This is a genomic window from Candidatus Nitrotoga sp. M5 (genome assembly GCF_927904885.1).
Lineage (GTDB): Bacteria > Pseudomonadota > Gammaproteobacteria > Burkholderiales > Gallionellaceae > Nitrotoga.
Map to the genome: position 1 here is coordinate 12,033 of NZ_CAKMNW010000054.1, position 25,639 is coordinate 37,671.

At 48.9% G+C, this 25,639-nt stretch carries 23 protein-coding genes and 1 pseudogene; 9 read left to right on the forward strand and 15 right to left on the reverse strand.

Annotated elements, in window-relative coordinates; genetic code table 11:
• Positions 1-153 precede the first annotated feature (153 nt).
• Together MJ770_RS10420 and MJ770_RS10425 are read left to right on the forward strand one after the other, a co-directional pair.
• Complete coding sequence (locus MJ770_RS10420) at positions 154-2,331, forward strand: primosomal protein N' (protein WP_239253715.1); 2,178 nt, start codon at positions 154-156, stop codon at positions 2,329-2,331.
• A gap of 50 nt (positions 2,332-2,381) precedes the next feature.
• Positions 2,382-3,779 carry an FAD-binding oxidoreductase gene (locus tag MJ770_RS10425; protein ID WP_239253716.1) on the forward strand — a complete coding sequence of 466 codons (1,398 nt, stop codon included), beginning with the start codon at positions 2,382-2,384 and terminating at the stop codon, positions 3,777-3,779.
• Between the two features lie 628 nt (positions 3,780-4,407).
• Here MJ770_RS10425 and MJ770_RS10430 read toward each other — a convergent pair.
• The 5 genes and pseudogenes from MJ770_RS10430 to MJ770_RS10450 form a co-directional block, all read right to left on the reverse strand.
• Positions 4,408-4,680 (reverse strand): annotated as a pseudogene (locus MJ770_RS10430) (HigA family addiction module antitoxin); the annotation flags it as partial.
• Positions 4,681-5,002: 322 nt separating this feature from the next.
• The gene (locus tag MJ770_RS10435; protein WP_239253720.1) at positions 5,003-5,227 is read right to left on the reverse strand and encodes a 2-hydroxymuconate tautomerase family protein; all 225 of its coding nucleotides are present in this window, start codon (positions 5,225-5,227) and stop codon (positions 5,003-5,005) included.
• A gap of 56 nt (positions 5,228-5,283) precedes the next feature.
• Positions 5,284-5,739: a DsbA family oxidoreductase gene (locus tag MJ770_RS10440; RefSeq protein WP_256448823.1), complete on the reverse strand. Its 456-nt coding sequence runs from the start codon at positions 5,737-5,739 to the stop codon at positions 5,284-5,286.
• A 184-nt stretch (positions 5,740-5,923) separates the two neighbouring features.
• Positions 5,924-6,289: a nuclear transport factor 2 family protein gene (locus MJ770_RS10445; protein ID WP_239253724.1), complete on the reverse strand. Its 366-nt coding sequence runs from the start codon at positions 6,287-6,289 to the stop codon at positions 5,924-5,926.
• Between the two features lie 9 nt (positions 6,290-6,298).
• Positions 6,299-6,907: a glutathione S-transferase family protein gene (locus MJ770_RS10450; protein ID WP_239253726.1), complete on the reverse strand. Its 609-nt coding sequence runs from the start codon at positions 6,905-6,907 to the stop codon at positions 6,299-6,301.
• Positions 6,908-7,108: 201 nt separating this feature from the next.
• On the opposite strand from MJ770_RS10450, the gene MJ770_RS10455 reads away from it, so the two are divergent.
• A complete protein-coding gene (locus MJ770_RS10455) occupies positions 7,109-8,008 on the forward strand; it encodes a LysR family transcriptional regulator (RefSeq protein WP_239253728.1) in 900 nt (299 codons plus the stop codon).
• A 263-nt stretch (positions 8,009-8,271) separates the two neighbouring features.
• On the opposite strand, the gene proB is transcribed toward MJ770_RS10455, so the two are convergent.
• The 6 genes from proB to sorA form a co-directional block, all read right to left on the reverse strand.
• Entirely contained in the window at positions 8,272-9,390 is a 1,119-nt protein-coding gene (gene proB, locus MJ770_RS10460; protein ID WP_239253731.1) for a glutamate 5-kinase, read from the reverse strand.
• A gap of 6 nt (positions 9,391-9,396) precedes the next feature.
• Positions 9,397-10,461, reverse strand: coding sequence for a GTPase ObgE (gene obgE / locus MJ770_RS10465; RefSeq protein WP_239253733.1), 1,065 nt, complete (start codon positions 10,459-10,461; stop codon positions 9,397-9,399).
• A gap of 72 nt (positions 10,462-10,533) precedes the next feature.
• Positions 10,534-10,791, reverse strand: a complete 258-nt coding sequence (rpmA, locus tag MJ770_RS10470) for a 50S ribosomal protein L27 (protein WP_239253739.1) — start codon at positions 10,789-10,791, stop codon at positions 10,534-10,536.
• An 18-nt stretch (positions 10,792-10,809) separates the two neighbouring features.
• The gene (gene rplU / locus MJ770_RS10475; RefSeq protein WP_239253740.1) at positions 10,810-11,121 is read right to left on the reverse strand and encodes a 50S ribosomal protein L21; all 312 of its coding nucleotides are present in this window, start codon (positions 11,119-11,121) and stop codon (positions 10,810-10,812) included.
• Positions 11,122-11,272: 151 nt separating this feature from the next.
• Complete coding sequence (gene sorB, locus MJ770_RS10480; protein ID WP_239253741.1) at positions 11,273-11,917, reverse strand: SorB family sulfite dehydrogenase c-type cytochrome subunit; 645 nt, start codon at positions 11,915-11,917, stop codon at positions 11,273-11,275.
• A 10-nt stretch (positions 11,918-11,927) separates the two neighbouring features.
• On the reverse strand, positions 11,928-13,190 hold the full coding sequence (gene sorA / locus MJ770_RS10485; RefSeq protein ID WP_239253749.1) for a SorA family sulfite dehydrogenase catalytic subunit: 1,263 nt from the start codon (positions 13,188-13,190) through the stop codon (positions 11,928-11,930).
• Positions 13,191-13,297: 107 nt separating this feature from the next.
• Here sorA and MJ770_RS10490 point away from each other — a divergent pair, with 107 nt between their 5' ends.
• Both MJ770_RS10490 and MJ770_RS10495 read left to right on the forward strand, forming a co-directional pair.
• Complete coding sequence (locus tag MJ770_RS10490; RefSeq protein WP_239253751.1) at positions 13,298-13,483, forward strand: hypothetical protein; 186 nt, start codon at positions 13,298-13,300, stop codon at positions 13,481-13,483.
• A 319-nt stretch (positions 13,484-13,802) separates the two neighbouring features.
• Complete coding sequence (locus MJ770_RS10495; protein WP_239253756.1) at positions 13,803-15,026, forward strand: SEC-C metal-binding domain-containing protein; 1,224 nt, start codon at positions 13,803-13,805, stop codon at positions 15,024-15,026.
• 325 nt (positions 15,027-15,351) lie between these two features.
• Here MJ770_RS10495 and rsmA read toward each other — a convergent pair whose 3' ends face one another.
• From rsmA to MJ770_RS10515, 4 genes are all read right to left on the reverse strand, one after another.
• Entirely contained in the window at positions 15,352-16,113 is a 762-nt protein-coding gene (gene rsmA, locus MJ770_RS10500; RefSeq protein ID WP_239253761.1) for a 16S rRNA (adenine(1518)-N(6)/adenine(1519)-N(6))-dimethyltransferase RsmA, read from the reverse strand.
• Positions 16,114-16,204: 91 nt separating this feature from the next.
• Positions 16,205-17,206: a 4-hydroxythreonine-4-phosphate dehydrogenase PdxA gene (gene pdxA / locus MJ770_RS10505; RefSeq protein WP_239253763.1), complete on the reverse strand. Its 1,002-nt coding sequence runs from the start codon at positions 17,204-17,206 to the stop codon at positions 16,205-16,207.
• Entirely contained in the window at positions 17,206-19,041 is a 1,836-nt protein-coding gene (locus tag MJ770_RS10510; RefSeq protein ID WP_239253771.1) for a peptidylprolyl isomerase, read from the reverse strand. Before MJ770_RS10510 ends, pdxA begins: the two co-directional genes overlap by 1 nt.
• Positions 19,042-19,070: 29 nt before the next feature.
• Positions 19,071-21,290: an LPS-assembly protein LptD gene (locus MJ770_RS10515; protein WP_239253777.1), complete on the reverse strand. Its 2,220-nt coding sequence runs from the start codon at positions 21,288-21,290 to the stop codon at positions 19,071-19,073.
• Between the two features lie 71 nt (positions 21,291-21,361).
• Between MJ770_RS10515 and MJ770_RS10520 the strand changes: the two genes are divergently transcribed.
• Genes MJ770_RS10520 through MJ770_RS10535 form a run of 4 tightly spaced genes read left to right on the forward strand, consistent with a single transcriptional unit; the run spans position 21,362 to position 25,500 of the window.
• Complete coding sequence (locus MJ770_RS10520) at positions 21,362-22,354, forward strand: aminoglycoside phosphotransferase family protein (RefSeq protein ID WP_239253789.1); 993 nt, start codon at positions 21,362-21,364, stop codon at positions 22,352-22,354.
• 5 nt (positions 22,355-22,359) lie between these two features.
• Entirely contained in the window at positions 22,360-23,049 is a 690-nt protein-coding gene (gene murU, locus MJ770_RS10525) for an N-acetylmuramate alpha-1-phosphate uridylyltransferase MurU (RefSeq protein WP_305855795.1), read from the forward strand.
• Entirely contained in the window at positions 23,042-24,346 is a 1,305-nt protein-coding gene (pepP, locus tag MJ770_RS10530; protein WP_239253802.1) for a Xaa-Pro aminopeptidase, read from the forward strand. The genes murU and pepP overlap by 8 nt, the downstream gene beginning before the upstream one ends.
• A complete protein-coding gene (locus MJ770_RS10535; RefSeq protein WP_239253808.1) occupies positions 24,343-25,500 on the forward strand; it encodes an FAD-dependent monooxygenase in 1,158 nt (385 codons plus the stop codon). Before pepP ends, MJ770_RS10535 begins: the two co-directional genes overlap by 4 nt.
• The last annotated feature ends 139 nt before the right edge of the window (positions 25,501-25,639 follow it).

Genomic DNA, 25,639 nt, shown 5'->3' on the forward strand with positions numbered 1-25,639 from the left:
TGGATAAAACTGTATATAGCATTAGCAGTTAGCCTAGTTATATCGGAATTATCCACATTGTTATCCACAGTTTATGTGGACAATAAAAAAACCTCAATTAAGTCAGTTAACTTAGCTCAGTATTTTAGAAATCGCTGGAGCCAACGCTATTAAATGACAATTGTTCGCGTCGCGCTAGATGTGCCATTGTCAACATTATTTGACTATTCGCTTAACGATAGCGTTGAGATTGTCCCTGGAACGCGCGTACTGGTTCCATTTGGACGCCAAAAAATGACAGGCGTAGTGATGGAATGCGGCATGGATTCCGTCCTTTCTGCGGAGCGTATCAAGCCCGTTTTGCAGGTGCTGGGTGATGTTCCACCACTATCAGATGAGCTGCTTGTTTTGCTTCGCTTCTGCAGCGACTATTATCACTATCCCCTTGGCGTTACAGTGTTGTCCGCTTTGCCAGTACGTTTACGTACCAGCAAGCTTGTCACGCTCAAGGAAGCGATGCAATACAGACTAAGCGTTAGCGGCCATGCTCTCGATTTGAGCTTACTGTCTAAGCGCAAGGTGGTGCAGCACCGACTACTCGCAGCCTTGAAGCTGAGCTCCTTAAGTGCCGCGCAAGTGCGCGCATTATCACCAAGCGGAGCCTCTGCACTAAAAGCATTGACAAATGCGGGATGGGTGGAAGCATTTTCAGTATCTGCGGTTCCCTGCTCATTTACATTCAACAATACTCATACGTTGACCTTGGAGCAGCAGCATGCTGTGGACTTAATTACTAAAACATCATGCTTTGGCAGCTTCCTGCTGCACGGTATAACCGGTAGCGGCAAGACCGAGATTTATGTGCATCTGATGAACCGGATATTGCAGCAGGGAGGACAAGTGTTGCTGCTGGTGCCAGAAATCAATCTTACGCCTCAGCTTGAAAATTATTTTCGCAGCCGCTTGCCGGATGTTGAGCTGGTAAGTCAGCACAGTGGCTTAAGTGACGGCGAACGTATGCAGAACTGGCTGCGTGCGCAGTCCGGCCAAGCGCGCATCATACTGGGTACGCGTCTGGCAGTATTCACACCTCTACCACAACTATCACTGTTGATTGTGGATGAAGAACATGATGCATCTTTCAAGCAGCAGGATGGCTTACGATACTCAGCACGAGATGTGGCAATTTTTCGTGCTAGACAACGTGACGTACCAATTGTATTAGGTTCCGCAACCCCCTCACTTGAAAGCTATTACAACGCACAGATCGGACGCTACCAAATGTTGCGTCTGACTCAGCGTGCGGCGGTGCAGGCGCAGTTGCCAACGGTAACCTGTATCAACACCAGCAATAAAATTATGCAGCACGGACTCAGTGAGCCGCTTCTTAATGCCCTGGCCGAACGGCTACAGCGCAGTGAACAAAGCTTGATATTCATTAATCGGCGTGGTTATGCGCCCGTGTTGATGTGTGGTGCTTGCGGCTGGCTGTCCGGCTGTTCAAATTGCGCAGGCAAGTTGGTGCTACACCTTAAAGACCGCCGCCTGCGCTGCCACCATTGTGGCCATCAGGAGCGCGTGCCGCATGCCTGCCCATCGTGCGGCAACGCCGACCTGCAACCGATTGGTATCGGCACGCAGCGAGTGGAGAGTGCGTTGCAGGAATACTTTCCCAAGGCGCGCATTCTGCGCGTAGATCGTGACAGCACCCGCAATAAAGGATCATGGCAAGCCATGCGCCAGCAGATACAGGAAGACGCGGTGGACATTCTGGTCGGCACACAAATGCTGGCGAAGGGACATGACTTCCCTAACCTGACTCTGGTGGGAGTTCTTAACCCGGACAGTGCGTTATACAGTAGTGATTTTCGAGCATCGGAAAAACTGTTTGCTCAACTTGTCCAAGTAGCAGGGCGTGCTGGCCGTGCCGACAAGCTGGGTGAGGTGCTGATTCAAACCGCATTCCCCGATCACCCACTGTTCCGCGCGTTGCGAGAACATGATTACGATGAATGGGCAGCAATCCTGCTAGCCGAACGCCAATCCGCCGGCTTCCCACCATTCATGTATCAGGTATTGCTGCGTGCTGAAGCAAAGCATGAAGCCCACATGTATACTTTCCTGCAGCAAGCGCGCGACGCTGCTATTGAACTCGCCAAACAAGTTGAAATTTACGGTGTGGTTCCTGCTGCCATGCCACGTCGCGCTAACCATTTTTTAGCGCAATTGCTGGTGCAAAGTGAAGCGCGAAAACCCCTGCAGCAATTTCTGCGCGAGTGGCGTCCCTTGCTCGATGCGCTACCTGCACAAAAACTGCGCTGGTCGCTGGACATTGACCCGATGGATTTCTAGCAATCTGTCAGATCATTTGTGAAACAAGGCATTTTAAGGAAATATTTTATATGCTACCAAACTTGATAAGTTCACTTAGAAACATAGTTGGCACAGACCATGTACTGAGTGGTGAATCCGCAGCGCCCTATTGTAAAGACTGGCGTGGGCGCTACAGCGGCCAAGCGCTGGCAGTGGTGCTGCCTGGCGATACGCAACAAGTTTCTGCAGTGGTCACGCTATGTGCTGAGAACCGCATCGCCATTGTCCCTCAGGGCGGCAACACCAGTTTATGCGGGGGGTCAGTACCGTTGCCGCAAGGGCAACAGCTCGTGCTTAACCTGTCGCGCATGAATAAAATTCATGCACTGGATGCGATCAACTACACCTTAACGGTGGAAGCAGGCTGTACCTTGGCCGCTGCGCGAGATGCGGCAGAGCAGGCCAACCGTTTGTTTCCGCTCGGTCTCTCCGCCATCGCAGCGCAATGCGAAATTGGCGGCAATATCTCCACAAATGCCGGCGGCGTCGGCGTGTTGCGCTATGGCAACATGCGCGACCTCGTGCTTGGACTGGAAGTGGTCTTGCCAGATGGTCGTATCTGGGATGGATTACGCAGCTTGCGCAAGGACAACACCGGTTATGATTTGAAACACTTATTTATTGGTGCAGAAGGCACCCTAGGCATCATCACTGCCGCCGTGCTGAAGCTGTTTCCGCGTCCTCAATCGGTGGTATCTGCCTGTGTAGCAGTGCACGATCCGGCAGTGGCGGTAAAATTGCTCGCCCATTTACGTGCCAATTGCGGCGACAAAATAAGCGCCTTCGAAATCATTTCAAGTTCTTGTCTGGATCTCGTTTTAAAGCATATCCCCGATACAGCTGAACCATTTTTCACGCGCCATGAGTGGATCGTACTGATCGAACTGTCGGATGTGCTGCAAGCGCCCCTGGATGCACCTTTGCACAATGCACTGCAAGCATTCAATGAAGGCATCCTCGAGTTCGCCGTAGATTCAAAAAATAGCGCCGTAAGCTGGTGGAATTTGCGCAAAAATATCAGCGAAGCGCAGAAACGTGAGGGCATTAGCATCAAACATGATGTCGCCGTGCCAATCAGCCACGTGGCAGCGTTCATCACCCAAACGAATGCCGCCCTGCATGCTGCATTCAATGGACTGCGCATTATTGCCTTCGGCCATATTGGCGATGGCAACATCCACTATAACCTCTCAATGCTGGATTCCGCGCAAAATGCAGCCTTCATCGCGCAAAGCCAACAGGTCAACAACATCGTGTATGAAATCGTGCATGGACTAAACGGCAGTATCAGCGCAGAGCATGGACTGGGACAACTCAAGCGAAATGAGATAAATCATTATAAAAGTGCGCTGGAATTGGAGTTGATGCGCAACATCAAGCACACACTCGACCCAAATAATTTGATTAATCCAGGGAAGGTAATCTAGTGGCGACTTTTTAGATGCGCTACAAGTAGTTGCGGTTATATGCACATTGAGAATCAGAATATTGTGGGTTGAATGTTTCGACTGTACACCACTATTTTCGGCTCTATGTGATTCGTAGTGGGTAATCCTTCGATAAGTGCAAATTTTAGTCATCTTGTCATTCCGACAGAGTAGTGCTGTGTTTTTACAGCAATACGACGAGGAATCTGAATGCTCGAATCAGAACAGTGCGCGCTAAAATCTCTCCCTATGGTCGAGATGACCACTATGTAAATGACAGGTAACTTTTCCTGAATGAGGTTGAAAGTTGATTACCCACTCTACTTCACATAGAGCCCTATTTTCTTGTTGGACGCAAGGAATAATTGGGGTCAGAGTAGAATGCCACTAAGTCAAGCCATTTTAGCAAGGTCAGCTAATTGTGAAACCCGCGCCAATACTGGCTTAAGTTATTGTTTTAGTTATACTGAAGCCCCTTAACTTAGTGATATTCGGGTCAGAGTAATATTAATTCCATGTTTAGCATTACTCTGACCCCAATTATTTATCCACTGAGCGTGGTGCACACCTATCTGAGCCCAACACCGGTATTCACGCGCCAGCGCAGCTGGTCGCGTGCAATTGATTGTTATGCAGCGGTAAGTTCAACTTTTTGTACTCTATCCAGTTTAAGGTTCTTGCCTGCATGCCATAGATTATAGGCATCCTGCATGGAAAGCCAACTCTCAGAGCTGCGCCCAAGCGCTTTGCAAAGACGAAGGGCCATCTCTAGGCTCACTCCGCTCTTCAGCTTAAGTATTCTGTTCAATGTGGATGGAGAGACATCTAGCTTCTCAGCCAGATATCGATAGCTAAGGCCGAACGGCTCCATGTAGGTTGCTGCGATGAGTTCGCCGGGATGAGGCGGGCGGGTTGTACATAGCTATTAGTGATAATCATCATCAAGTAGATACACATGCCCATCACGAAACTCAAAGGTTAACGCCAGTTGCCGCTAACAGATATAGCCCAAATGCCTTTACGATCACCTTTAAGTGGATGCAGTTTGAACTTGAATCACCTATCGCTAACGTTGGGCTATCAAGCTTTGACCCCAAGCCGCCATAACAGGGATCCCAAACCCTGCGACACACATTAACATACCATATAAGACGGGCTGTTCTAAATAGTTCATTGCCATTCCCTCTTGATGGATGTGTTCGCAGTTTTAGAAAATGGTTAATTTAGGTTTTACCAGCTGGCGATGTCAGCGCTTGCCTGCGCAGATCCGTGACTTGCTCAAAGCCAATACCCCAATTATCGGTGTTCACCTCCTCGATAATGACAAAGGTGGTTTTCGGGCTTTTATTAAGTACGTCCACCACTAACTTTGTGGCTCCTTTGATCAGAGCTTGCTTTTGATCGTTGGTAACGCCTTCATCGGTTACCTTAATATTGATATAGGGCATGGTTGGTTCCTTAATGGTTGTGGTTCTAGTGGTTTGGTAGCGAATTTATCGCTGTTTTACGCCTGCATAGATCCTAATACCTGTTCGAAATAGTTAACCGATTTTGATCCGGAAATCAGCGTGCTGTCATTAATAATAAAAGCAGAAATACTCTGCAGCGTTAACTGCTGCACACGCTGCTTTTTAAGCAGTAACTGTTCATCGACTGAACTCGAATACAGCACATATTTTGCTTTTGAGCTATCAAGACCTAAATGCTCGACGATATCCAAAAGTATTAGCGGGTTACAAATATCCAAGCTGCGCTTGAAATAGGTGTCTATCAATAGTTCATTCAGTGCTTGTTGACGATCATAGCCTTTAGCCCAGTTCATCAATTGATGCGCCATACCACTATTGTAGTAATGGGTGCGCTTGGGGAAATAGATGTTCACATCAGCCGACGCTGCTACCGTCATAAGATTTTTTATAATTGAGTAACTTAGACTGCCCCCACTGTTACCGGCGCTCAAAAAAACGATCGATTGCCTCGTCCCATACGCTCATATCAGGGTTAGGTACATAGGGTAATAAGTGAAATTTAGCTTCAATATTTAACCGGTGAAGTGCATTTCTCATATGGCTATACCCTATAGGGCATAGGGCAGCAGGAGCAAACTATGTCGTGAATCATTTCTATCTTTAGCGTTTCCATTATCAATCTGCTTGTAAATCAGTGTACATTTTCGTGACGATTTTCCAGCACCCATCTTCTTTGAGCATGCCTAAGAAATCGATATAACGATGTTCAAATAACGGGCATTCCAGTTTCACCATGGCCTGGTCTTTGATGACCTCAACCGACAATAACTTGAATTCATAAGATATCCCCTGCTGTGAAGGGACCGGACGACTGGCGACCGCCGACAGCCATTGCTCGAGACTCCGACGCGAGTCTGGTGCCTTCAAGAACGTATCGGCGTGAAAAATAGCGCGTAGCTTTGTTACATCGCCATAGTGCAGACCGTCAAAATAGTCCTGCACTATGGCGTGAACCGATTCGAAATCATTGACAGAGGTCATACTCCTACCTCAAGCGGCTGACTGGGTTTGTTCGGCTGCAAGCGAACGCTGAAAACTGGGCATTGCCTGCACCGCATCTAACATTCGTGATGTGTTGCTACTTTGCGTAATCGTGACAGGGAAGTTTGCACCCCAGCGGGAATATACTGCGAGCATGATATCGGCAGCAGAAGCTCGCTCACCGCCAAGATAGTCCCGTCCTGCCAATTGTTGCTCAACAACCTGCCACAAAGTATTAATGGCTTTGGCCGCGGCAGTAAACGCAGTTTGTTTGGCGTGCATATCAGTGATGTGCTGGGCGATAAAAAACAAGCGACTATAGGCGGGATGCATCGTGGCATTGGCAAATAAAATATCTTCGATAGCCTGTTCACGGCCGACGCCGCAAATGGGCAGCATCGCGTTTTTATGTTTATAAAGCAGGTGCAGCAAAATGGCGGCGCCTTCTCGTAGCGTACTGTCACCATCAATAAGTACTGGGACGGTGCCGACGGGGTTGATGTCAGTGAAATTGCTCAGATGCTGTACGTCAACAAGTTCAACGGGCTGATCCAGCTCATGCAAGACCACTTGTGTTGCTAGCGAACAGGCGCCGGGTAGGTAGTAAAGTGTGTACATAGTTTTCTCCTGGGGGTTCGTAGTGTTTAAGTAAATTGACGCTGCTTCTGATCTTGATAGCAGCGATGGAATGGAATATAGATCTTTTTACTGTTTCTATATATAGCTATAATAAGAACTTTCTGTTCTCAATATGGAAATAAATATGATTGTGTCACCCCACCTGTCACTCTGCGTATCAGTCGGGCAAAGGCTTCATTGATGGATAAGCTACGAGCGATTCGCTTGTTTGTCAGGCTGGCAGACCTAGGAAGCTTTACCCGAGTAGCCGAGCAGATCAATGCTTCGAAATCCATGGTCAGCAAAGAGATCAGCCGTCTCGAGGACGAACTGGGCGCGCGCTTGCTGCATCGCTCAACCCGTAATATTCAGCTGACTCATGTTGGCGAAGTTTATTTACGACGGGCTAGAGAGATATTGGCAAAGCTCGATGACGCTGACAATTTTGTAGAAGATCTACAGCAGTACCCTCGCGGCAAACTAAAGATCAATGCACCCATGGCGCTAGGTATTACTCACCTATCATCCTTGTTTGCAGATTTCATGCGGGTTTATCCCGACATTGAATTGGATATTCACCTCGGTGATGAGAGCGTTGACCTAGTGAAAGAGGGTTTTGATTTAGGCTTCCGCGCATCGAGCCGTCTGATTGATTCGATCTATGTTGGCAGACCGCTGGTCGATTTCAATTACCGAGTTCTTGCCTCGCCCCAGTATCTTGAAACGCACCCCGCCATTATCCTGCCGCGTGACTTGAAAGATCATAATTGCTTTGTGTATAGCTACTTTCAGGGCAAGAACGTCTGGCCGATAGAAGATGGTATTCCTATTCAAGGGACACTGCGTGTTAACAGTACGATCTTTATGATGGAGGCAATTAAAAAGGGCCTCGGCATTGGCTTTATCCCGGACTTTGTCTGTCGAGAAACGCTGATGAAAGGCGAAGTTATTGAAGTGCTGCCGGATTCAAAAAAACCCAGCCTAACACTCTATGCTTTATATCCTGCTCGACATCTTGTACCGGCGAAACTCGTTCAGTGTATAGAGTTTCTAGAATGCTGGTTTGCAGGTAAACAGAGCGGTAAAATTATGGGAAACTGAGTTTTTCGTTAATGGTGATGTCCGTTCATGGTCAATAGCGGTCTAGAGAGCGCCTACGAAAAAGTGGACACTCCATGGTTAATCTGCCTGATTCTCGAACTCGATGGGAGCACGATACCCTAAAGCCGAATACAGGCGTTCAGAATAATATTGATTCAATTATTGACTCCAATAATTCTGGGTGGCGTATCCATGGACATGCTGACAAAGCCAAGTACTGAAATATCAGTGAGCCAGTTGGCGCAATAAATTTCTCTTGTTGCTCACAATATAATCAAGTTGTCTCGATGTATCAGCTCTGGCTCATCAACATAGCCCAAGAGGGATTCGATTTCATTACTGGAATGGCCGGCGATGCGGCGCGTTTCCATAGCATTGTAGTTAACCAAGCCGCGTGCGATTTCTTGTCCATTCATATCTAAAATGGCGACCACTGTGCCGCGCTCGAATTTCCCACTCACGTTGGTAATACCGATCGGTAGCAGGCTTTTGCCTTCGTTACGCAGCGCATGCGCTGCGCCAGCGTCCAACGTCACCTTGCCGCTGATTTGCAGATGATCCGCCAGCCATTGTTTGCGCGCAGTCAGAGGTAAAGGTTGCGCTTCCAGCAGCGTGCCGATACTGTTGCCACGCATCAGGCGTGGCAACACATCTATTTCATGGCCAGATGCGATCACAGTATGCGCACCGCTACGCGCAGCACGTTTCGCGGCGAGCACTTTGGTGAGCATTCCGCCGCTCCCGATGTGGCTACCTGCTCCCCCGGCCATGGTTACTAGCCTTTCATCGCCAGCCTGCGCTAAGCTGACTAGCGTAGCATTTGGATCCTTGCGTGGGTCGGCAGTATAAAGTCCGATCTGGTCAGTAAGGATAATAAGCGCATCAGCCTCAATCAGGTTGGCAACCAGCGCACCTAGAGTGTCGTTGTCGCCAAATTTTATTTCATCGGTAACTACGGTGTCATTTTCATTGATGACAGGAATAACACCGAGGGTCAGCAGCGTGCGCAGTGTAGACCGGGCGTTGAGATAACGCTCACGATCGGCGAGGTCGGCATGGGTGAGCAATATTTGTGCTGTATGCAGGCCGTGCGCACTAAAGCAGCTTTCATACACTTGTATCAAGCCCATCTGACCAACTGCAGCAGCTGCCTGCAATTCATGCAAGGCGCTGGGGCGTTGTTTCCAGCCTAGTCGCTGCATGCCTTCAGCAATCGCGCCAGAGGAGACCAATACTACTTTATGCCCATCTTCTCGTAGCGTAGCAATTTGCTGCGCCCAGTTCCGGATTGCGGGGATATCAAGTCCGTCACCCTGATTGGTGACCAGGCTGCTTCCAACTTTGACGACGATGCGTTTGCACTGAGCCAGAATGGTTTTCATGATGCATTAAAGTATTGGGGTATCGGTTTTTTGAGCGTTTTCGGCGTTGGCCAATTCTTCCTGTCTAGCGACTTGCTCCACATGCTCCATGATGGCATAGCAAAGTTCTTTACAGCCTTCGCCATTAATCGCGGAGATAGCAAAATAACGCGTATAGTCGCCAAACTCTTGCAGAAAAGCAGCCACTTTTTCATCTTTATCTTCTAGCAGGTCAAGCTTGTTTAATATTAACCAGCGCGGCTTGTTATACAGCGCTTCATCATATTTTTTCAGTTCATTAAGAATTGAATGGGCTTCACTCACCGGATCGATTCCCTCATACATCGGGGCAATGTCAACCAAGTGAAGTAGCAAACGGGTACGCATCAAATGGCGTAGAAACTGGTGTCCCAGCCCAGCGCCTTCGGCAGCACCTTCAATCAAGCCTGGAATGTCGGCGATAATGAAGCTATTTTCGGGCGACACCCGCACCACACCCAAGTTCGGGTGCAGCGTGGTAAAGGGATAATCGGCTATTTTAGGGCGGGCAGCAGAAACTGCACGAATGAAGGTAGACTTGCCTGCATTTGGCATCCCTAGCAAACCCACGTCGGCGAGTACTTTCAACTCTAATTGCAGTTCACGATGCTCACCTTCAACACCTGGCGTGCATTGACGCGGGGCGCGGTTGGTGCTGGATTTAAAGTGCAGATTGCCTAAGCCACCTTTGCCACCTTGGGCGAGCAATGCTTTTTGTCCATCGTGATCCAGGTCAGCAATCATTTCACCGGTTTCAATGTCAGTGATAACTGTGCCAACTGGCATGCGCAATACAATATCTTCCGCACCTTTACCGTAGCAGTCTGCACCGCGACCAGGTTCACCATTGCGCGCGCGGTGATGTCGCGCAAAACGATAATCCACCAGAGTATTGATGTTACGGTCTGCTAGCGCATACACACTGCCGCCCCAGCCGCCATCCCCACCATCTGGGCCACCCTTGTCGATAAATTTTTCACGCCGAAAGCTGGCCGCACCGTTGCCGCCCGCGCCTGCAAAAACTTCAATTTTTGATTCGTCAATGAATTTCATGTGTCTGCTATATCCCTGCAAATAAAAAAGCCCTACCTCGCGATAGGGCTCATTATACTTAGCTAGGAGTACTTAAGCTGGAACCACAAAGATAGTCTTGCGTCTATGTGCTCCTTTAACGGCGAACTCTACTTTGCCAGCAATCTTCGCAAACAAAGTGTGATCCTTGCCCATACCAACGTTTTCACCAGCATGGAATCGCGTACCGCGCTGACGCACGATAATGCTGCCAGCGCTAATTAATTGGCCGCCAAAAGTCTTTACGCCGAGGCGTTTTGAGTGTGAATCGCGACCGTTACTGGTACTTCCACCACCTTTTTTTGATGCCATGTTTCTTCTCCCTCAATATTACGCTGAAATACCGTCAATGCGGATCTCTGTGAAGTTTTGACGGTGACCTTGATGTTTTTGGTAATGTTTACGTCGACGCATCTTGAAGATTTTGATCTTCTCGCCACGGCCATTCGCGACTATAGTTGCCGTGACAGTAGCGCCAGTCAATAAAGGTTGACCAACAGATACAGTGTCGCCATTGCCGACCATAAGTACCTTGTCCAGCACGATAGCACTACCGACTTCACCAGTAACAGTTTCAATTTTCAAGGTTTCGCCTGCAACAACACGATACTGCTTACCACCGGTCTTGATTACTGCGTACATAACAACCTCGCTTAAAATGCGGTTTTACAGAATCGCGCATTATACACAACCGACACCAACCGTCAAAATGGTTTTTGATAATTTGGGATAAGTTTAGTTAACAAATGGGGTAAGCAGACAAGCTCAAAGCAGCGGCTCGCAAACTTGGGTTTTATAGGTCTCCTTGAGACAAGACGTAATGTGCAAGGATATCGGCCTCAGCTTCGCTAAGTTGCCTGAAAGACGGCATTAGCACCGCCCCCCATTTGCCGGAGCCGCCATCACGGATGTTGCGCGCTACCAGCGCAGCCGCTTTTGTATTAGAAGCATATTTCGCCGCCACATCCCGGAAAGCTGGCCCTACGATTTTTTTGTCGATCGCATGGCATGCCATGCAGTTGTTAGCAGCGAGCAAGGCTTTCGCGTCGGCCGGGGCAGAGGTTGCCGTGAGGGCGACGATCGCCGGTTTATCCGCTGTGTTTGGTTTCGTCGTTCCGACGCTGCGTTCTGCGCCATAGGTTTTGGCCAGATAGTCGACGATTACAGGGATATCTTCGTCTGCAAATTTCGCACCAAATGTCACCTTCATTTTCTTGACGGTGGCCTCCCAATAGCCGCGCGGTGAAGAGGGCGGCTGCGACTGTATGTAATGAACCGAGTGGCAAATCGTGCAATTGCGTTGGGCCAGTATGTAGCCGGGCAGTTCATTCGGCTTGAATACCGCAGTTTCAGGCGGTAGCTGGATATCGAGGGCGATTGCAGAGTATGGTGCGAGGGTGCTCACCGCCAGCACGATGCGAACGAAGATGTCTCTCATACACTTCTCCTTAAACAGCAACGACGTGGGTCGACTCGACCACATTGCGCATATAGCCATCAGGGTTCAATAATGGGCTAAGCGGTTGGCTCTGACCTATCCGGTTGACCGCACGTACCAGCAATTCGTGCTTCCCGCTGTGTTTTGGCGTGAATGTCGCGCTCCATTCGCGGAATGAATACTTGCCCAAATCCTTGCCCAGCTGGGCGGTTTGCCAGTTCTTGCCACCGTCGGCCGAAAACGCAATCTCGGCCACGCCGTACCCGCCATCAAAAGCGATCCCGCGCACGGTGGCCGGGCGTCCATTCCAGACATACATGCCATCTGTCAGGCTGGTCACGAACGAGCGCACGTTCATACGATTGATCGGTGTGGTCTTGACGGGCTCTTTTTCCGGCTCAATACAGGCGCACTGATTGTCTGGGATGCGATAAGCCTTACTCATCCAGAACCCATCGAATACCTTGTCGGTTACTGTAATGTCGGACAAGTGCTTCACCCAATAAGTACCGTAGTAACCGGGGACGATCAGCCGCAATGGATAGCCGTTCAACAGCGGAAGGTCGGCACCGTTCATTTGCCACGCCAGCATGACTTCACCATCGAGCGCGTGATCGATATTAAGTGCCTTTATGAAATCAGGCCCATCACCTACGGGTGGTGCATCAAGACCATTGAATGCGACCTGCACTGAACCTGCTTTCACGCCCGCCTTTTCCAGCACCTTACGCAGCGGGATACCGGTCCAGCGTGCGTTACCCATGGCTCCGTTTGAGAGCTGGCCGCCATTGATACGCGGCGTAAAGTGCGCTCGGCTGTTACCGGAACACTGGTTGACAGCGACCAGGTCGACCGCGTCGGCCATTTGCTTGAGATCGGCAAGCGACAAGTCGAGCGGAGTGTTGACGTTGCCACCGATGCGCAACCGATAGCTCAACGCATCAATCGAGGTGGGAATGTCGCTCCAGTGATAGCGTACGAAGAAGGCATCGTTGGGCGTAATCACCCCTTCTTTGAATACGCTGAATGGGGTTTCCAACTGTGGCGGGCGCGCAGTGAGCAAGATCAGCGGGCGCTTTTGCGGGTAGGCGACGAGTTCACGCTCACCATTTTCGAACGGCAGCGTGACACTACCGGATTCTCCAGCAAGTGCCGCCAAAGCCGTACTGCCGAATGCGCTTGCAGCGCCCAAGGTCCCCACCTGCCTGAGCAACTTGAGAAAAGCGCGCCGCTGTAATGCACTCGCTGCCAACACCAAAGTAGACTCCACCATGCTGATCTCCGTTATGGTTATTCAATCGGACAACGTACACTGCTGTTGCAAAGTATAGCTAAAATTTCGATTTCGGCTCTATGTGATTTGTAATGGGCAATACGATTATGAACGCACCTATTTTATTTGGCATGGCGCTTGGCCGACAAGCACCTTGGCAAGTGAATGATATTTCGTTTGTAGCCAAGTTCGTTAGGTTCGACACCTGCATGAAATACCACTGTAACGAACTGCTCATTAACTTAGTGCATGCGGGGAATGGCAGCTCTGAATTAGAGTGGGCAAATAGTTGATGGTTATGGAGAGGGATCAGATGTTGGACATTATTTCATTTAGTTGAACATATCACGATACTTTGGACTTGAACATTCAGGCTCAGTCAGCCGTATCACCTGTTTGGTCAATAACGCAATTAAGCAAGGACGTCAAATTGACGAATGAAGTGGGATACGCCTGTAAATTTATTATAAATAAAGTAACTTGACCCATTATTTTTCTTGCTAGTAGTATGAGTATTTTGATGCTAGATTCTGCCTGATGCATTTATAGCCCCCCATGTTACTTGGACGGGGAAACTGTTATTGCTGTGCAACCTCTATACACAAGTATTAAATGACAAAAATTCTTATACAAAATTTCCCAAGTAAAACTATTTTGTGTCAAGTAGCTTTGGAAGGTGATGAAAAAAACATAGCATCGTTTCAAGTTGGATATGACTCTCGATATGAATATAAAGAACTTTTAGAAAGTGGGTTGTCGTCCTTCTTTACCAGTTTAATTATTCATGATGAAATTTTTTTAAGGCTAGCTGATTTTCGAGTTCTTTTATACACTATTGGGATCGCTGACACCCTAAAATTACTTGACAGTAAAATAATTAAGGTTGTTATAGAGCCACAAACAAGTGCGATATGGGCAGACGACAGTGCTTCTGGGACGATGCGCTTAGGTGGAGTAATTCCACAAATAGATCAAATGCAGAGATTTGAAAAAAACATCAGTTCCTTGGCAGGAATCGATGTCAAAACAAAGTCCCTGCTAATTCAATACACCGACAACGCAAAAATAATTATTTCTAAAGAATTTTATAAGCTTATAGATTCTGACTTAAACAGTGATTTATTAAGAGGAACCTTTTCGACTCTTGGTATAACAACAACTTCAACTAATGACGTCAATCCGATTGATGCCAACAAATTACTTAGAGTTTCCGCTGTCACTAACAGTTTAATGCTACAGATTGAGTTGGCAATTGATTCTGTAGTTCAAGACGGGTTCGTCAAGCAATACTTGGAAATTAAACTAGGTTCTTTAGTACCACTCGCCCGAAAAGACAGCATCTCGCCGTTCTCAAAAATCTCTTCAGTAAAAGGTATTCCAGATTTATTTTCTCTCTACAAAAATCGCACCATTACGATGGAAGAAATTATTGCGTGTAGAAATACTTTTAACGGCGGATTATTCAGAAAATGGTATTCGTCCACGGATTATGATGAACAAAAGATATTGCAAACGTTAATGAACAAAGGCGCTAAGCAATCACAATTTATGAAGTTTGCACGGTTTATCTACCCGAATGTATTGGGACTTATATACCCAGTGGCTGGCGTAGCAAGCTCTGCAATAGATAGCTATATTGTGAATAAATTTATTGAGGGTTGGAGCCCAACACTTTTTTTAGATGATGTCTATAAACGAAAGATTGACCAACTTATAACAACGGCCGACATTTCAGAAAAGCGAAATCAGATCGTCAAACGTTTTGGCAATATAGGCCAAAATGACCCTTGCCCGTGTCAAAGCGGAAAAAAATTCAAAAATTGCCACGGTAAATAGTTAACATTAAGGGAAGATGGGGCGGCTAAGTAGATTATTTAGTTACAAATTTATCTGGACTAGGAAGTCTACTAAGGCGTTAGAATAACTATTTGCCAGCGCCCAGAATTACCGCTCCGGGCGTACCAATTAATAATGGATTTTCAAATAAAAAACTGAAAGTCCTTTTTTAATTGGTACGGCGGTACTACCGGCATCTTATAAAACTATTGATCCTATCCATAATGGTGATCAGTTCTTAAAATATTTCAAGACAAGTTGTTATGGTCGACAAGTCCCAGTGGACATTTATTTTTCCATTATCCAAACTAAGACTCTGGTCTCGTCAACTAGATTCATTGGTGATGCGAGCAAACTCCGCTACTCCCAGGTTTTCCGCGCGCAGTTGCGCATCAATTCCTAGTCGGACGAAATCATCCTCCGTCAAATAGGCCTTGAGCGTATTACGGAGGGTTTTGCGCCGTTGCCCGAAGGCTGCGGCGACAATTTGTGCAAATAATTTTTTGTTTTGCACCAGCACTTCGCTCGCTGGCAGCGGGATCATGCGCACAATGGCGGAATTCACTTTGGGTGAGGGCCGAAAAGATTCCGGCGGAACGTCGAGTAATTTTTCCATGTGGAAACGGTATTGCAGCATCACTGACAAGCGACCATAGGCTGGGGTTGAGGGTTCAGCTACCATGCGCTCCACAACTTCGTTCTGCAACATAAAGTGCATGTCGTGTATGCGTTCGCAGTAATCTGAAAAGTGGAATAACAACGGCGAAGAAATGTTATAGGGCAAATTACCGATAATACGCAAGGGCGCAGGCAATTGCGCCAGGTCAAATTTAAGTGCGTCTCCTGCATGAATGGTCAGCTTATCCTGAGGGTAGTCTTTTTCCAGGTGCGCGATAATGTCGCGATCGATTTCCACTACGTGCAGTTGATTAAGCCCCTGCAGCAAAGGACGCGTCAGCGCACCCAGGCCGGGGCCAATTTCCACCATGATATCGGTTGCTTCCGGGCGGATCGCTCGGACGATGTCGGCGATGATATGTTCATCCACCAGGAAGTTTTGGCCGAATCTTTTGCGTGCTTTATGCATGGGAGTACCAGGACAGTCTCATTCTTACGAAAGTGGAAATCCAGTCAAAAAAATCTGGGTCATTGCTTGTGCGAGTATAACGATCTCTCGATCAAGGAAGGGCTGGATCATGTAGTCTTTCGTGTTGCGCCATATCTGCCGCCATTTGAATGGCTTCTAGCAAACTGCCCGCCTCTGCGCGCCCGCTACCGGCCAGCTCCAGCGCCGTACCATGATCCACGGAGGTTCTAATGATGGGCAGGCCCAGCGTTACATTCACACCTCGTCCGAAGCTGGCGTACTTTAATACCGGCAGCCCTTGGTCGTGGTACATGGCCAGCACGCAGTCGCATTGCGCAAGCCGTTGCGGGGTAAAAAGTGTGTCGGCAGGTAAGGGTTCGCTGACATCCATACCTTGCGCACGTAACCGATCCAGCACTGGAATCATGATGTCGATTTCTTCGCGTCCAAGATAGCCTCCCTCACCTGCATGAGGATTGAGACCGGCAACCAGAATGCGAGGCTTGGCAATGCCGAAACGCCGCTTAAGATCACGTTGAATAACGTGCAGCACGCTTTCCAATAATGCAGGTTTGATTGCATCAGCTACCTGCCGCAAAGGCAGGTGAGTGGTAGCTAGCGCTACACGCAGGCCACCGCCCACAAGCATCATGACCTCTTGCTCGGCATGTAAGTGTTCCGCTAGAAATTCAGTGTGTCCCGTGAATGGAATGCCCGCATCGTTGATGATGCCTTTGTGTACAGGCAGGGTGACCATGCCAGCGAATTCGCCCGACTGGCAGCCTTGCATCGCGCGGATTAGCAGATTGAGTACATGGCGACTGTTGGCTGAATTCAGTTGACCGGCCTGAACGGGTTCTGCCGTTGGCAGATGCAGCACGCGCAAATGCCCGGTTGGCAGAGGAGATATTTGCTGCGGATCATAATCATGCCATTGAATATTTAGCCCAAGCAGGTCCGCACGCTGTTGCAGTAAGTGCTTGTCGGCCAACAGCACCAGTGCCTGCTCATGGTGGGCTAATTGCAGACATAAGTCGGGGCCAATGCCAGCAGGTTCACCGGCGGTAACTGCCAACAACGTGACCTGTGCCATTAGATTACTTTTTCAGGGCGGTACTCGATAGTAGCCCCGTCACGTAACTGGCGCAGCCAGTCCTGATATGCAGTTTCGGATTTATCGGCACGTATCGCCATTTGCGCCTGCTGATTTTTTTGTTTCTCACTGATATCGGCGTTGCGGCGATCTAATACCTGAATCAGATGCCAGCCGAAAGTGGTTTGCACGGCGCTACTCATCTGCCCGATCTCTAATTGATTAATCGCGGATTCAAATTCAGGTACCGTGTCGCCGGGCGAAATCCAACCCAAATCGCCACCCTTCGCAGCACTGCCGTCCTCGGAATATAGCTTGGCCTGCTCGGGGAAAGAGGCGCCATCCTCTATGTTCTGTTTGATAACCAACAGACGGTTCCTGGCCTCATTCTCTGGTACTAGTTCGCTGGTTTTGATCAGAATGTGCCGTACTTGGGTCTGTGTGATTAGCACAGAATTTGCTTTGCTGCGTTTATCAAGTAGCCTGAGGATGTGGAAACCGTTAGGGCTGCGGAATACTGGGCTGGTCTCGCCGGGAACCATTTTTTTCAGTTCGTCCATAAAAATAGACGGCGTGCGATCAGCCGATCGCCAGCCCAGATTACCGCCTTGCAAGGCGTCTTGGGCATCAGAAAATCCAGCCGTTACCTGAGCGAATTCCGCGCCATCGCGCAATTGTTCCAAGGCTTGCTCGGCACGTAACCGGGTTGCTCGGATTGTTTTGGCATCGGCCTGTTCCGGCACCAGTATCAAAATATGTGCCAAAAGGAATTCCTCATCATTACCCAATTTCTTGGCCTGAGTATTCAGATAACTTTCGATCTCGCCCTCACTAATCACCAGTTTACTGTCCACTTCGCGTTCACGCAGACGAGCATTAATCATTTCGCCACGAATTTCTTCTCGAAATTTGCTGAAGTCCACTCCTTCCTGCTCCAGCTGGGCGCGAAATTCGGCCAATGAGGAATATTGGTTTTCCTGTGCGATACGCTGCATGGTTTTGTCGAGTTGGACATCATTAATGCGGATACCGGTTTCCTTAGCAAATTGAGCTTGCAGCATTTCCATGATCATTCGTTCCAGTATCTGTTTTCTCAACATTTCTGTGTCAGGTAACGTTGTGCCCTGCTTTTTTAACTGGCGCTCTACAATGCTGAGCCGGTCTTCAAGTTCATAGCGGGTAATTGCATCGTTGTTTACCACTGCGACAATTTTATCGATCAATATACGCTGAGTTTGCGATGTAGTTTCTTTTGTTGCATCAACTGGTTGCAAATCTTCGCCAAGCGGTATAGTTTTATTGGGAGACGATATTTTTTCAGGTATGTTAGCGACTGGCTCATCAGCTGCTGGCAATGTGGCCTGAGTTTGCGACGTAGTTTCTTTCGGTGCATCAATTGGTTGCAAATCATCGCCAGGCGGTATAGTTTTATTTGGAGGTGATATTTTTTCAGTTATGTCAGCGACTGGCTCATCAGCTGCTGGCAGCGCGACCTGAATTTGCGACGTAGTTTCTTTCGGTTGCAAATCATCACCAGGCGGTATGGTTTTACTTGGAGGCGATATTTTTTCAGTTATTTCAGCAACTGGCTCATCAATTGCAGGCAGTGAGGCCTGAATTTTCGACGTATTTTCTTGCGCTACGCCTGATGCAGGCACTTCAGCAACGGCAGTTGTGGCTTTGGCTGTAGCTTTGGCTGTAGCTTTGGATTTGGGTGTGGCTTTCAACTTGATTTTGTTCGTTGCGCCGGGATTTTCCTGCACACCAGCGGCGTAGCCGTTTACCATGCAGGCTATTGACAAAAGGAGTGCTAGCATCAACTTGATATGCAGCATAATAATCTTTATTCCTAAGTGAAAACTTGTTAATGTAATCCCTGCTCTGGACTAACAGCTACGGGTTCGTTCAATTTTGTAAAGCCGGCAATACTTTGACGCAACGCATTCAAAGGATTTGCGCCTATTCTGACTAGGCCACTCAATTCCAATTGAACAAAGATACCGGTCGAAAGTTCATTGGTGGCTGTCGCAAAACGTTGTGCCACTATTCTTGTCGTCCAACAGCAAGCATTATACTCGAGCCCAGCCAGCAGCTCCAAAACACGGCTATCCTTCAAAGAGAAATTCCAGCGTGCCATTGCACTCCAACGACTCGACAATGGCCACTGCGTGGATATGTCCATTTGTTTCAGGCTAGTACGCGTAAACCGGTAACCCAGGTTGAGTACTTTGCCACTTTCCGGCTGGTAACGCGCGCCCACGTTTAATTTCTCTCCGCGCGCTTGATTGGGGTTGTACTGAAAGGCGCTGTTCAGCGACCACTTGGGAGTAATCTGGCCTAAAACAGCAAGCAAAATATCCGATTTGTTGTTGGTGCCTTCCTCGGAGCCCGCCAGCTTTACCAACGGTGTCTTAAAGCTGAAGCGCTGACCTATGGCTACGCGCAACCTTTCTGCGCCACTATTCGCATCAAGCAAACGCGAAGTAAGCGACAGCGTTACTTGTTTGGCATCACCAATACGATCGCTACCGAAAAAACGGTTCTCTGTGAATATTTGGGCAAAGTTAAAGTCGGCCTGGGCTGTGTCAAAATTCGGCAGCAGGCTTTGATTGCGATATGGAATGTATAAGAAATAAGCGCGTGGCTCTAGCGTCTGCAAATACTCACTTTCCCCCACCTTCCAATCGCGTTCCAGCGCTATGCCGCTATCCAGACTGACAATCGGCAAGGTGCGGCTTGCATCAGGTAGCCCCGCCGAATTGTTTGCACCCAACGAATAATCAGTGTGGTGTACGCCCATTTTTGGAGTCAAATAAAATGATGGGGTGGTCATCAGCGGATAGCTGAAACTGGGATACATTATCAAGCGCTGCCCATTAACAGCAGTGGGATGGCTGAAACTTACAAATTCTCCGGTAAGCGCCATATTTCCACCAGCCAACTGACGTTCCGCACCTAAGGTTATTTGTGGCAAACGGCGATAGGGTTCTATCACTGGCACAGCCGGATCTTGTATGGTTTGATAGCTCTGCATCCGCGCTGAGGCATTCCACCAACTACCGCTATAGGACAGTACACCTTCACGCACCAGATTGGTTAACGACGTATCGCTCAACGTGTTCGACAGATCACGGAAATAAGCATCGTCTGATACGTAGTTGAGGTTTGCCGATGCGCTCAACCCATAACCAAAGTTTTGAGCATGCTGGAACGATGACCGCAAACGTGTGGTTTTAGTAAGCGCATCGTCAGGCAATATATCCAAACGTGCCTGACCGGCATAATTTGTACCCAGATAGCGAAGTTCGTTGTTAACCATCAAGCCACGCTTGGCCATTGCACGCGGCTCAATGGTTGCATCACGGTTGGGGGCGAGGTTCAAGTAATAGGGCATCGCTACTTCACTACCACTCCTTGCCGTACTACCGAACACCGGGCCAAGAAAACCAGATTGACGCTTTTCACTGAGCGAAAAGTCCATCCACGGCGTATACAAAATTGGCACACCCAAAAACTCCACGCGGGCGTTGCGTGCCACCCCTACTTGGCGGTCGCTATCGATTTCCAGTTCGCTCGCCTTCAGCACCCAGTCGTCGTCGCCTATGGGGCACATGGTATATTCTACATTCTGCACTGAGTAGCTCTGTTGGCCCTTCATATGCAGAATGTCGGCTTTCCCCCGCGAATCGTTGACGGCGAACTTAAATACTGGCTTCGTCATATTGCCGATGTTCGTATCCAGATTGAGCTCCACACGCGGGCCCTGCATCTGGATGCCGTTTTGTTCTATGCGCACTGCGCCCTCGGCAACCAATTCTTTGCTGTTTTGCTGGTACACCACACGATCGGCGAATATAGTCTGCCCGCGCTTACGCATCTCAACCTTGCCGCTAGCAACGATCTCATTCGCTGTCTGGCCTTCCAAACGCTGTGCCGAAATGAAAGCAGGTGTATCTTCGTCGCTTTTTGGCAAATTCGCGAAGGTACGATCCAGCTTCAGCCGCAAAACATCCCCTTCGGCATAAACCATAGGCGTGAAAGTACAGAGCAGGGAAAGCGCAATAGGGGAAAGGCGAAAACGCATGGAACATGGGTCGACGAATTTAAGGTGCTAAAATCGCACAAATCCACGATTTAGGCAATCCAAAATCAATAATGAAACGTCAACAACAGATCACAGCATGGCTTCATAGCAAGTTTCCAGATAGTTTATTCAACATTTCGCCAGCTTCTGCCGATGCCAGCTTCCGCAGCTATTTTCGCGCTACTTTCGCCGATCGCTCGCTGATAGTAATGGATGCGCCGCCTCAAAACGAAGATTGTCGTCCATTTATTCATATCGCCCAACTATTTGGTGCAGCGGGGGTGCATGTACCGCAAGTGCTGGCACAGGATCTGGAACAAGGCTTTCTGTTGCTGACTGATTTGGGCAGCACTACTTACCTGCAAGCACTTAATACCAACAATGCGCACGAACTATACAGCGCCGCCACCGATGCATTGATCACTATTCAGCTAGCAAGCCGCGAATTTGAATTGCCACAGTACGATAAAGCACTACTTATGCGCGAAATGAACCTGTTTCCAGAATGGTATGTCGCTAAACATTTACAGATCAAGTTGGACGAGAAACAAAACGCAACATTAGAAACCGTGTTTCAGCGCATTCTCCAGAACAATTTGGCACAGCCGCGCGTGTTTGTTCATCGTGACTATCATTCACGTAACTTGATGGTCAGTACACCTAACCCAGGTGTACTGGATTTTCAGGATGCAGTCTATGGGCCTATCACTTATGACCTGGCTTCATTGTTCAAAGATGCTTATATTCATTGGGAAGAAGCCGAAGTGCTGGACTGGCTGATTCGCTATTGGGAAAAAGCGCGCAAATCTGGTTTGCCGGTACACAGCTCCTTTAGCGATTTTTTCTTGGATTATGAATGGATGGGCGTACAGCGGCATTTAAAAGTACTGGGGGTCTTTGCTCGTCTGTATCACCGGGACAACAAAGACGGTTATCTGAAAGACTTACCGCTAGTGATGGCATATTTGCGCCGCACTTGCGAGCGCTACGGGGATTTAAAGCCTCTACTGCGCTTACTGGATACCCTAGAAAAAAAACAACCCGTTGTGGGGTATACTTTTTGAAAGCCATGCTGCTGGCCGCCGGACGTGGTGAACGCATGCGTCCGCTCACTGACCACACACCCAAGCCTTTATTACAAGCTGGCGGCAAATCGCTCATTGTGTGGCATATCGAGAATATGGCGAGAGCGGGCATCTGTGACCTCGTAATAAATCACGCCCATCTCGGCAATCAAATCGAAGCTGCGTTAGGCAATGGTTGCCAGTTCGGCATACACATCCACTACTCAGCGGAAAATCCTGCACTTGAAACAGCGGGCGGCATTGCTAATGCATTACCATTATTGGGCGATGCGCCGTTTGCCGTCATTAATAGCGACATTTACTGCGACTATGATGTTGCTCAACTACCCGAACGTGCGGCTGCACTCAATGCAAGCGGCGATACCGCACATCTGGTGTTAGTCAATAACCCTGCGCATAATCCCAACGGAGATTTCGGTTTAGTCAGTGGCAGAATAGTCAATAACACACCCGCATTTACTTTCAGTGGCATAGGAATTTATCAGCCCAGCATGTTCGCTAGCATTCCACGTAGCACCATTGCACCATTAGCACCACTATTACGTGCCCAGATTGCACTTAACAAGGTGGGCGGCGAACATTACAGGGGCCGTTGGCTGGATGTGGGAACACCTCATCGCCTTGAAAAACTCGACAACGAATTACGTTCACAACACAATACTACTCATGTTTAATACTTCTCTTTATGCCAGCCGCCGTAACCGCCTTATTAATCAGATGCAGCGTGGTATTGCTGTTATTCCCACCGCACCGGAAGTATTGCGCAATGGCGACGCGTACTATCCCTATCGTTTTGATAGCCACTTTCACTACCTTACTGGCTTTGATGAACCGGAAGCAGTACTTGTACTGATTGCTGGTGCTGTACCGCAGTCCATTCTGTTCTGTCGCGCAAAAGATATGGAGCGCGAAATATGGGATGGCTTTCGCCACGGACCAGATGGCGCAAAAGAAAAATTTGGCTTTGATGCGGCATTCCCCATCGCACAACTGGATGACAAGCTCACCGAGCTGATGGGCAACCAATCTGCACTGTTCCATCCGCTTGGCGCTCATGCTTCGTGGGATGATCGCATCCTTGCACTGCGCGCATGTGTGCAGACAAAGGTTCGTAGTGGCGTAACCGCGCCAAATGAAATTCATGACATACGCATGCTGCTTGATGAAATGCGTTTAATTAAAGATAGTGACGAACTTGCCGCCATGCGACGCTCCGCCACCATTTCGGCTGCTGCGCATATTCGCGCTATGCGCGCCACTCGCCCCGGCAAAATGGAATATGAAATCGAGGCAGAGTTGCTGCACGAATTTCGCAAAAACGGTGCGCAAGCGCCCGCCTATACCTCAATAGTTGCCGGAGGTGTCAATGCTTGTGTATTGCACTACATCAGTAACAACGCACAATTACAAGATGGCGAGTTATTGCTGATAGATGCGGCGTGCGAAACTGATGGCTATGCGGCAGACATAACCCGTACCTTTCCGGTAAATGGTCGTTTTAATGAGGCGCAAAAAGACGTATATGAGTTGGTGTTGGCTGCGCAAGCCGCCGCCATTGCAGTCGCACATCCTGGCTCACATTGGAACGACCCACATGACGCTGCCTTGCGCGTGCTGGCGCAAGGCTTTGTCGATCTTAAGCTATGCAATGGCAGCGTCGACGCCGTGTTGGAAAGCGGTAGCTACAAACGCTTCTACATGCATCGTACCGGTCACTGGCTCGGCATGGATGTGCATGATGTCGGCGCATACAAACTGGACAATAATTGGCGCGCGCTGCAGCCCGGCATGACACTTACTATCGAACCGGGCTGTTATATCCGTCCAGCTGATGATGTGCCACAAGCATTCTGGAACATCGGTATCCGCATTGAAGATGATGTAGCCATCACTTCACAGGGCTGCGAAGTATTGACCGAAGCTGCACCTAAAACTGTAACGGCTATTGAAGATTTGATGAGACAACCATGAATACACAATGCGACGTCGCGATTATCGGAGGAGGGCCGGTTGGCACTGCGTTGATGCTCGCACTGCGCGACAGCGGATTGCGGATTACCATGCTCGAAGCGCGCAACGTAGAAAACGTGAGTGCTGACCCTCGTGCCTTGGCGTTGTCCAGTGGTAGCCGTCAGTTACTGGAGAGACTCAGCGTATGGAAAGATATCACTCAAGTTTCGTTGATCAAGACTATCCACGTTTCACAGAAAAACTCTTTCGGCCGCACCCTGTTACGCGCCGAGGAACTCAAGGTGCCAGAACTGGGCTACGTGTTACCTTACACTACATTGCAAAACGCATTACAAAGTGCTTCAAAAGGGAGCACAACAACTTGTCTAACTGGCGCTGCCGTTACGCAACTACAAAGCACATCGAGTGGCGCATCCATCAACTACCAGCATGCAGGGCACGATCACCTTCTGGAAGCTCATTTAGCTGTTGTGGCCGATGGCGGGAAGTTGCTGGAAACCACCCATCCGCCGGAGATTCGCGATTACGGTCAAAGTGCCGTCATTGCTCATGTCACCTGCACCCACCCGCTGCCGGACACTGCGTTTGAGCGCTTTACTATGCAAGGGCCATTGGCACTGCTGCCGTTCAGGGACGGTTATGAACTGGTGTGGACCGCGGTGCAGGAAATGGCGCAGGAAATGCTGCACTGGAATGATGAAACTTTTTTAGCCAAACTGCATCAACACTTCGGTGATCGAACCGGAAAATTCTTAACTATTGGGCAACGCGCCTGCTTTCCCTTGCGGCTCAAGCGCGCACCCGAAATCACGCTTCCGCACACGGCATTGATCGGCAATGCCGCACAGACGCTGCATCCCGTGGCCGGCCAAGGTTTCAACATGGGGCTGCGCGACGCGTGGGAACTAGCGCAAGTGATTCTTAATTGCGAACCTGAGGCACTTGGTTCAGATGCCATGCTTGCCAACTATCGCAAACAGCGTTTGCTTGACCGCCGTGCCGGTATGCATTTTACCGATGGATTAGTGCGCCTTTTCTCCAATGATCTGTTGCTGCTTAAACCAGGGCGCGCGGCGGCACTTACGATACTGGACTGCCTGCCGGGCGCGAAAAAATTCGTAGCAAGACGCATGATGTTCGGAACCAATGGATAGCAAATCCTGCCCGACAAAACTAGCCTCCTGTCGGCCTTAGTGCCCAGGTTAAAATAATTGCGCTCTATGAATAAATTGCCTAAATAGTCGACACTGAATTATTCGATTCTGTCGTTCAGATCAGGCTACGCAAGCAGCC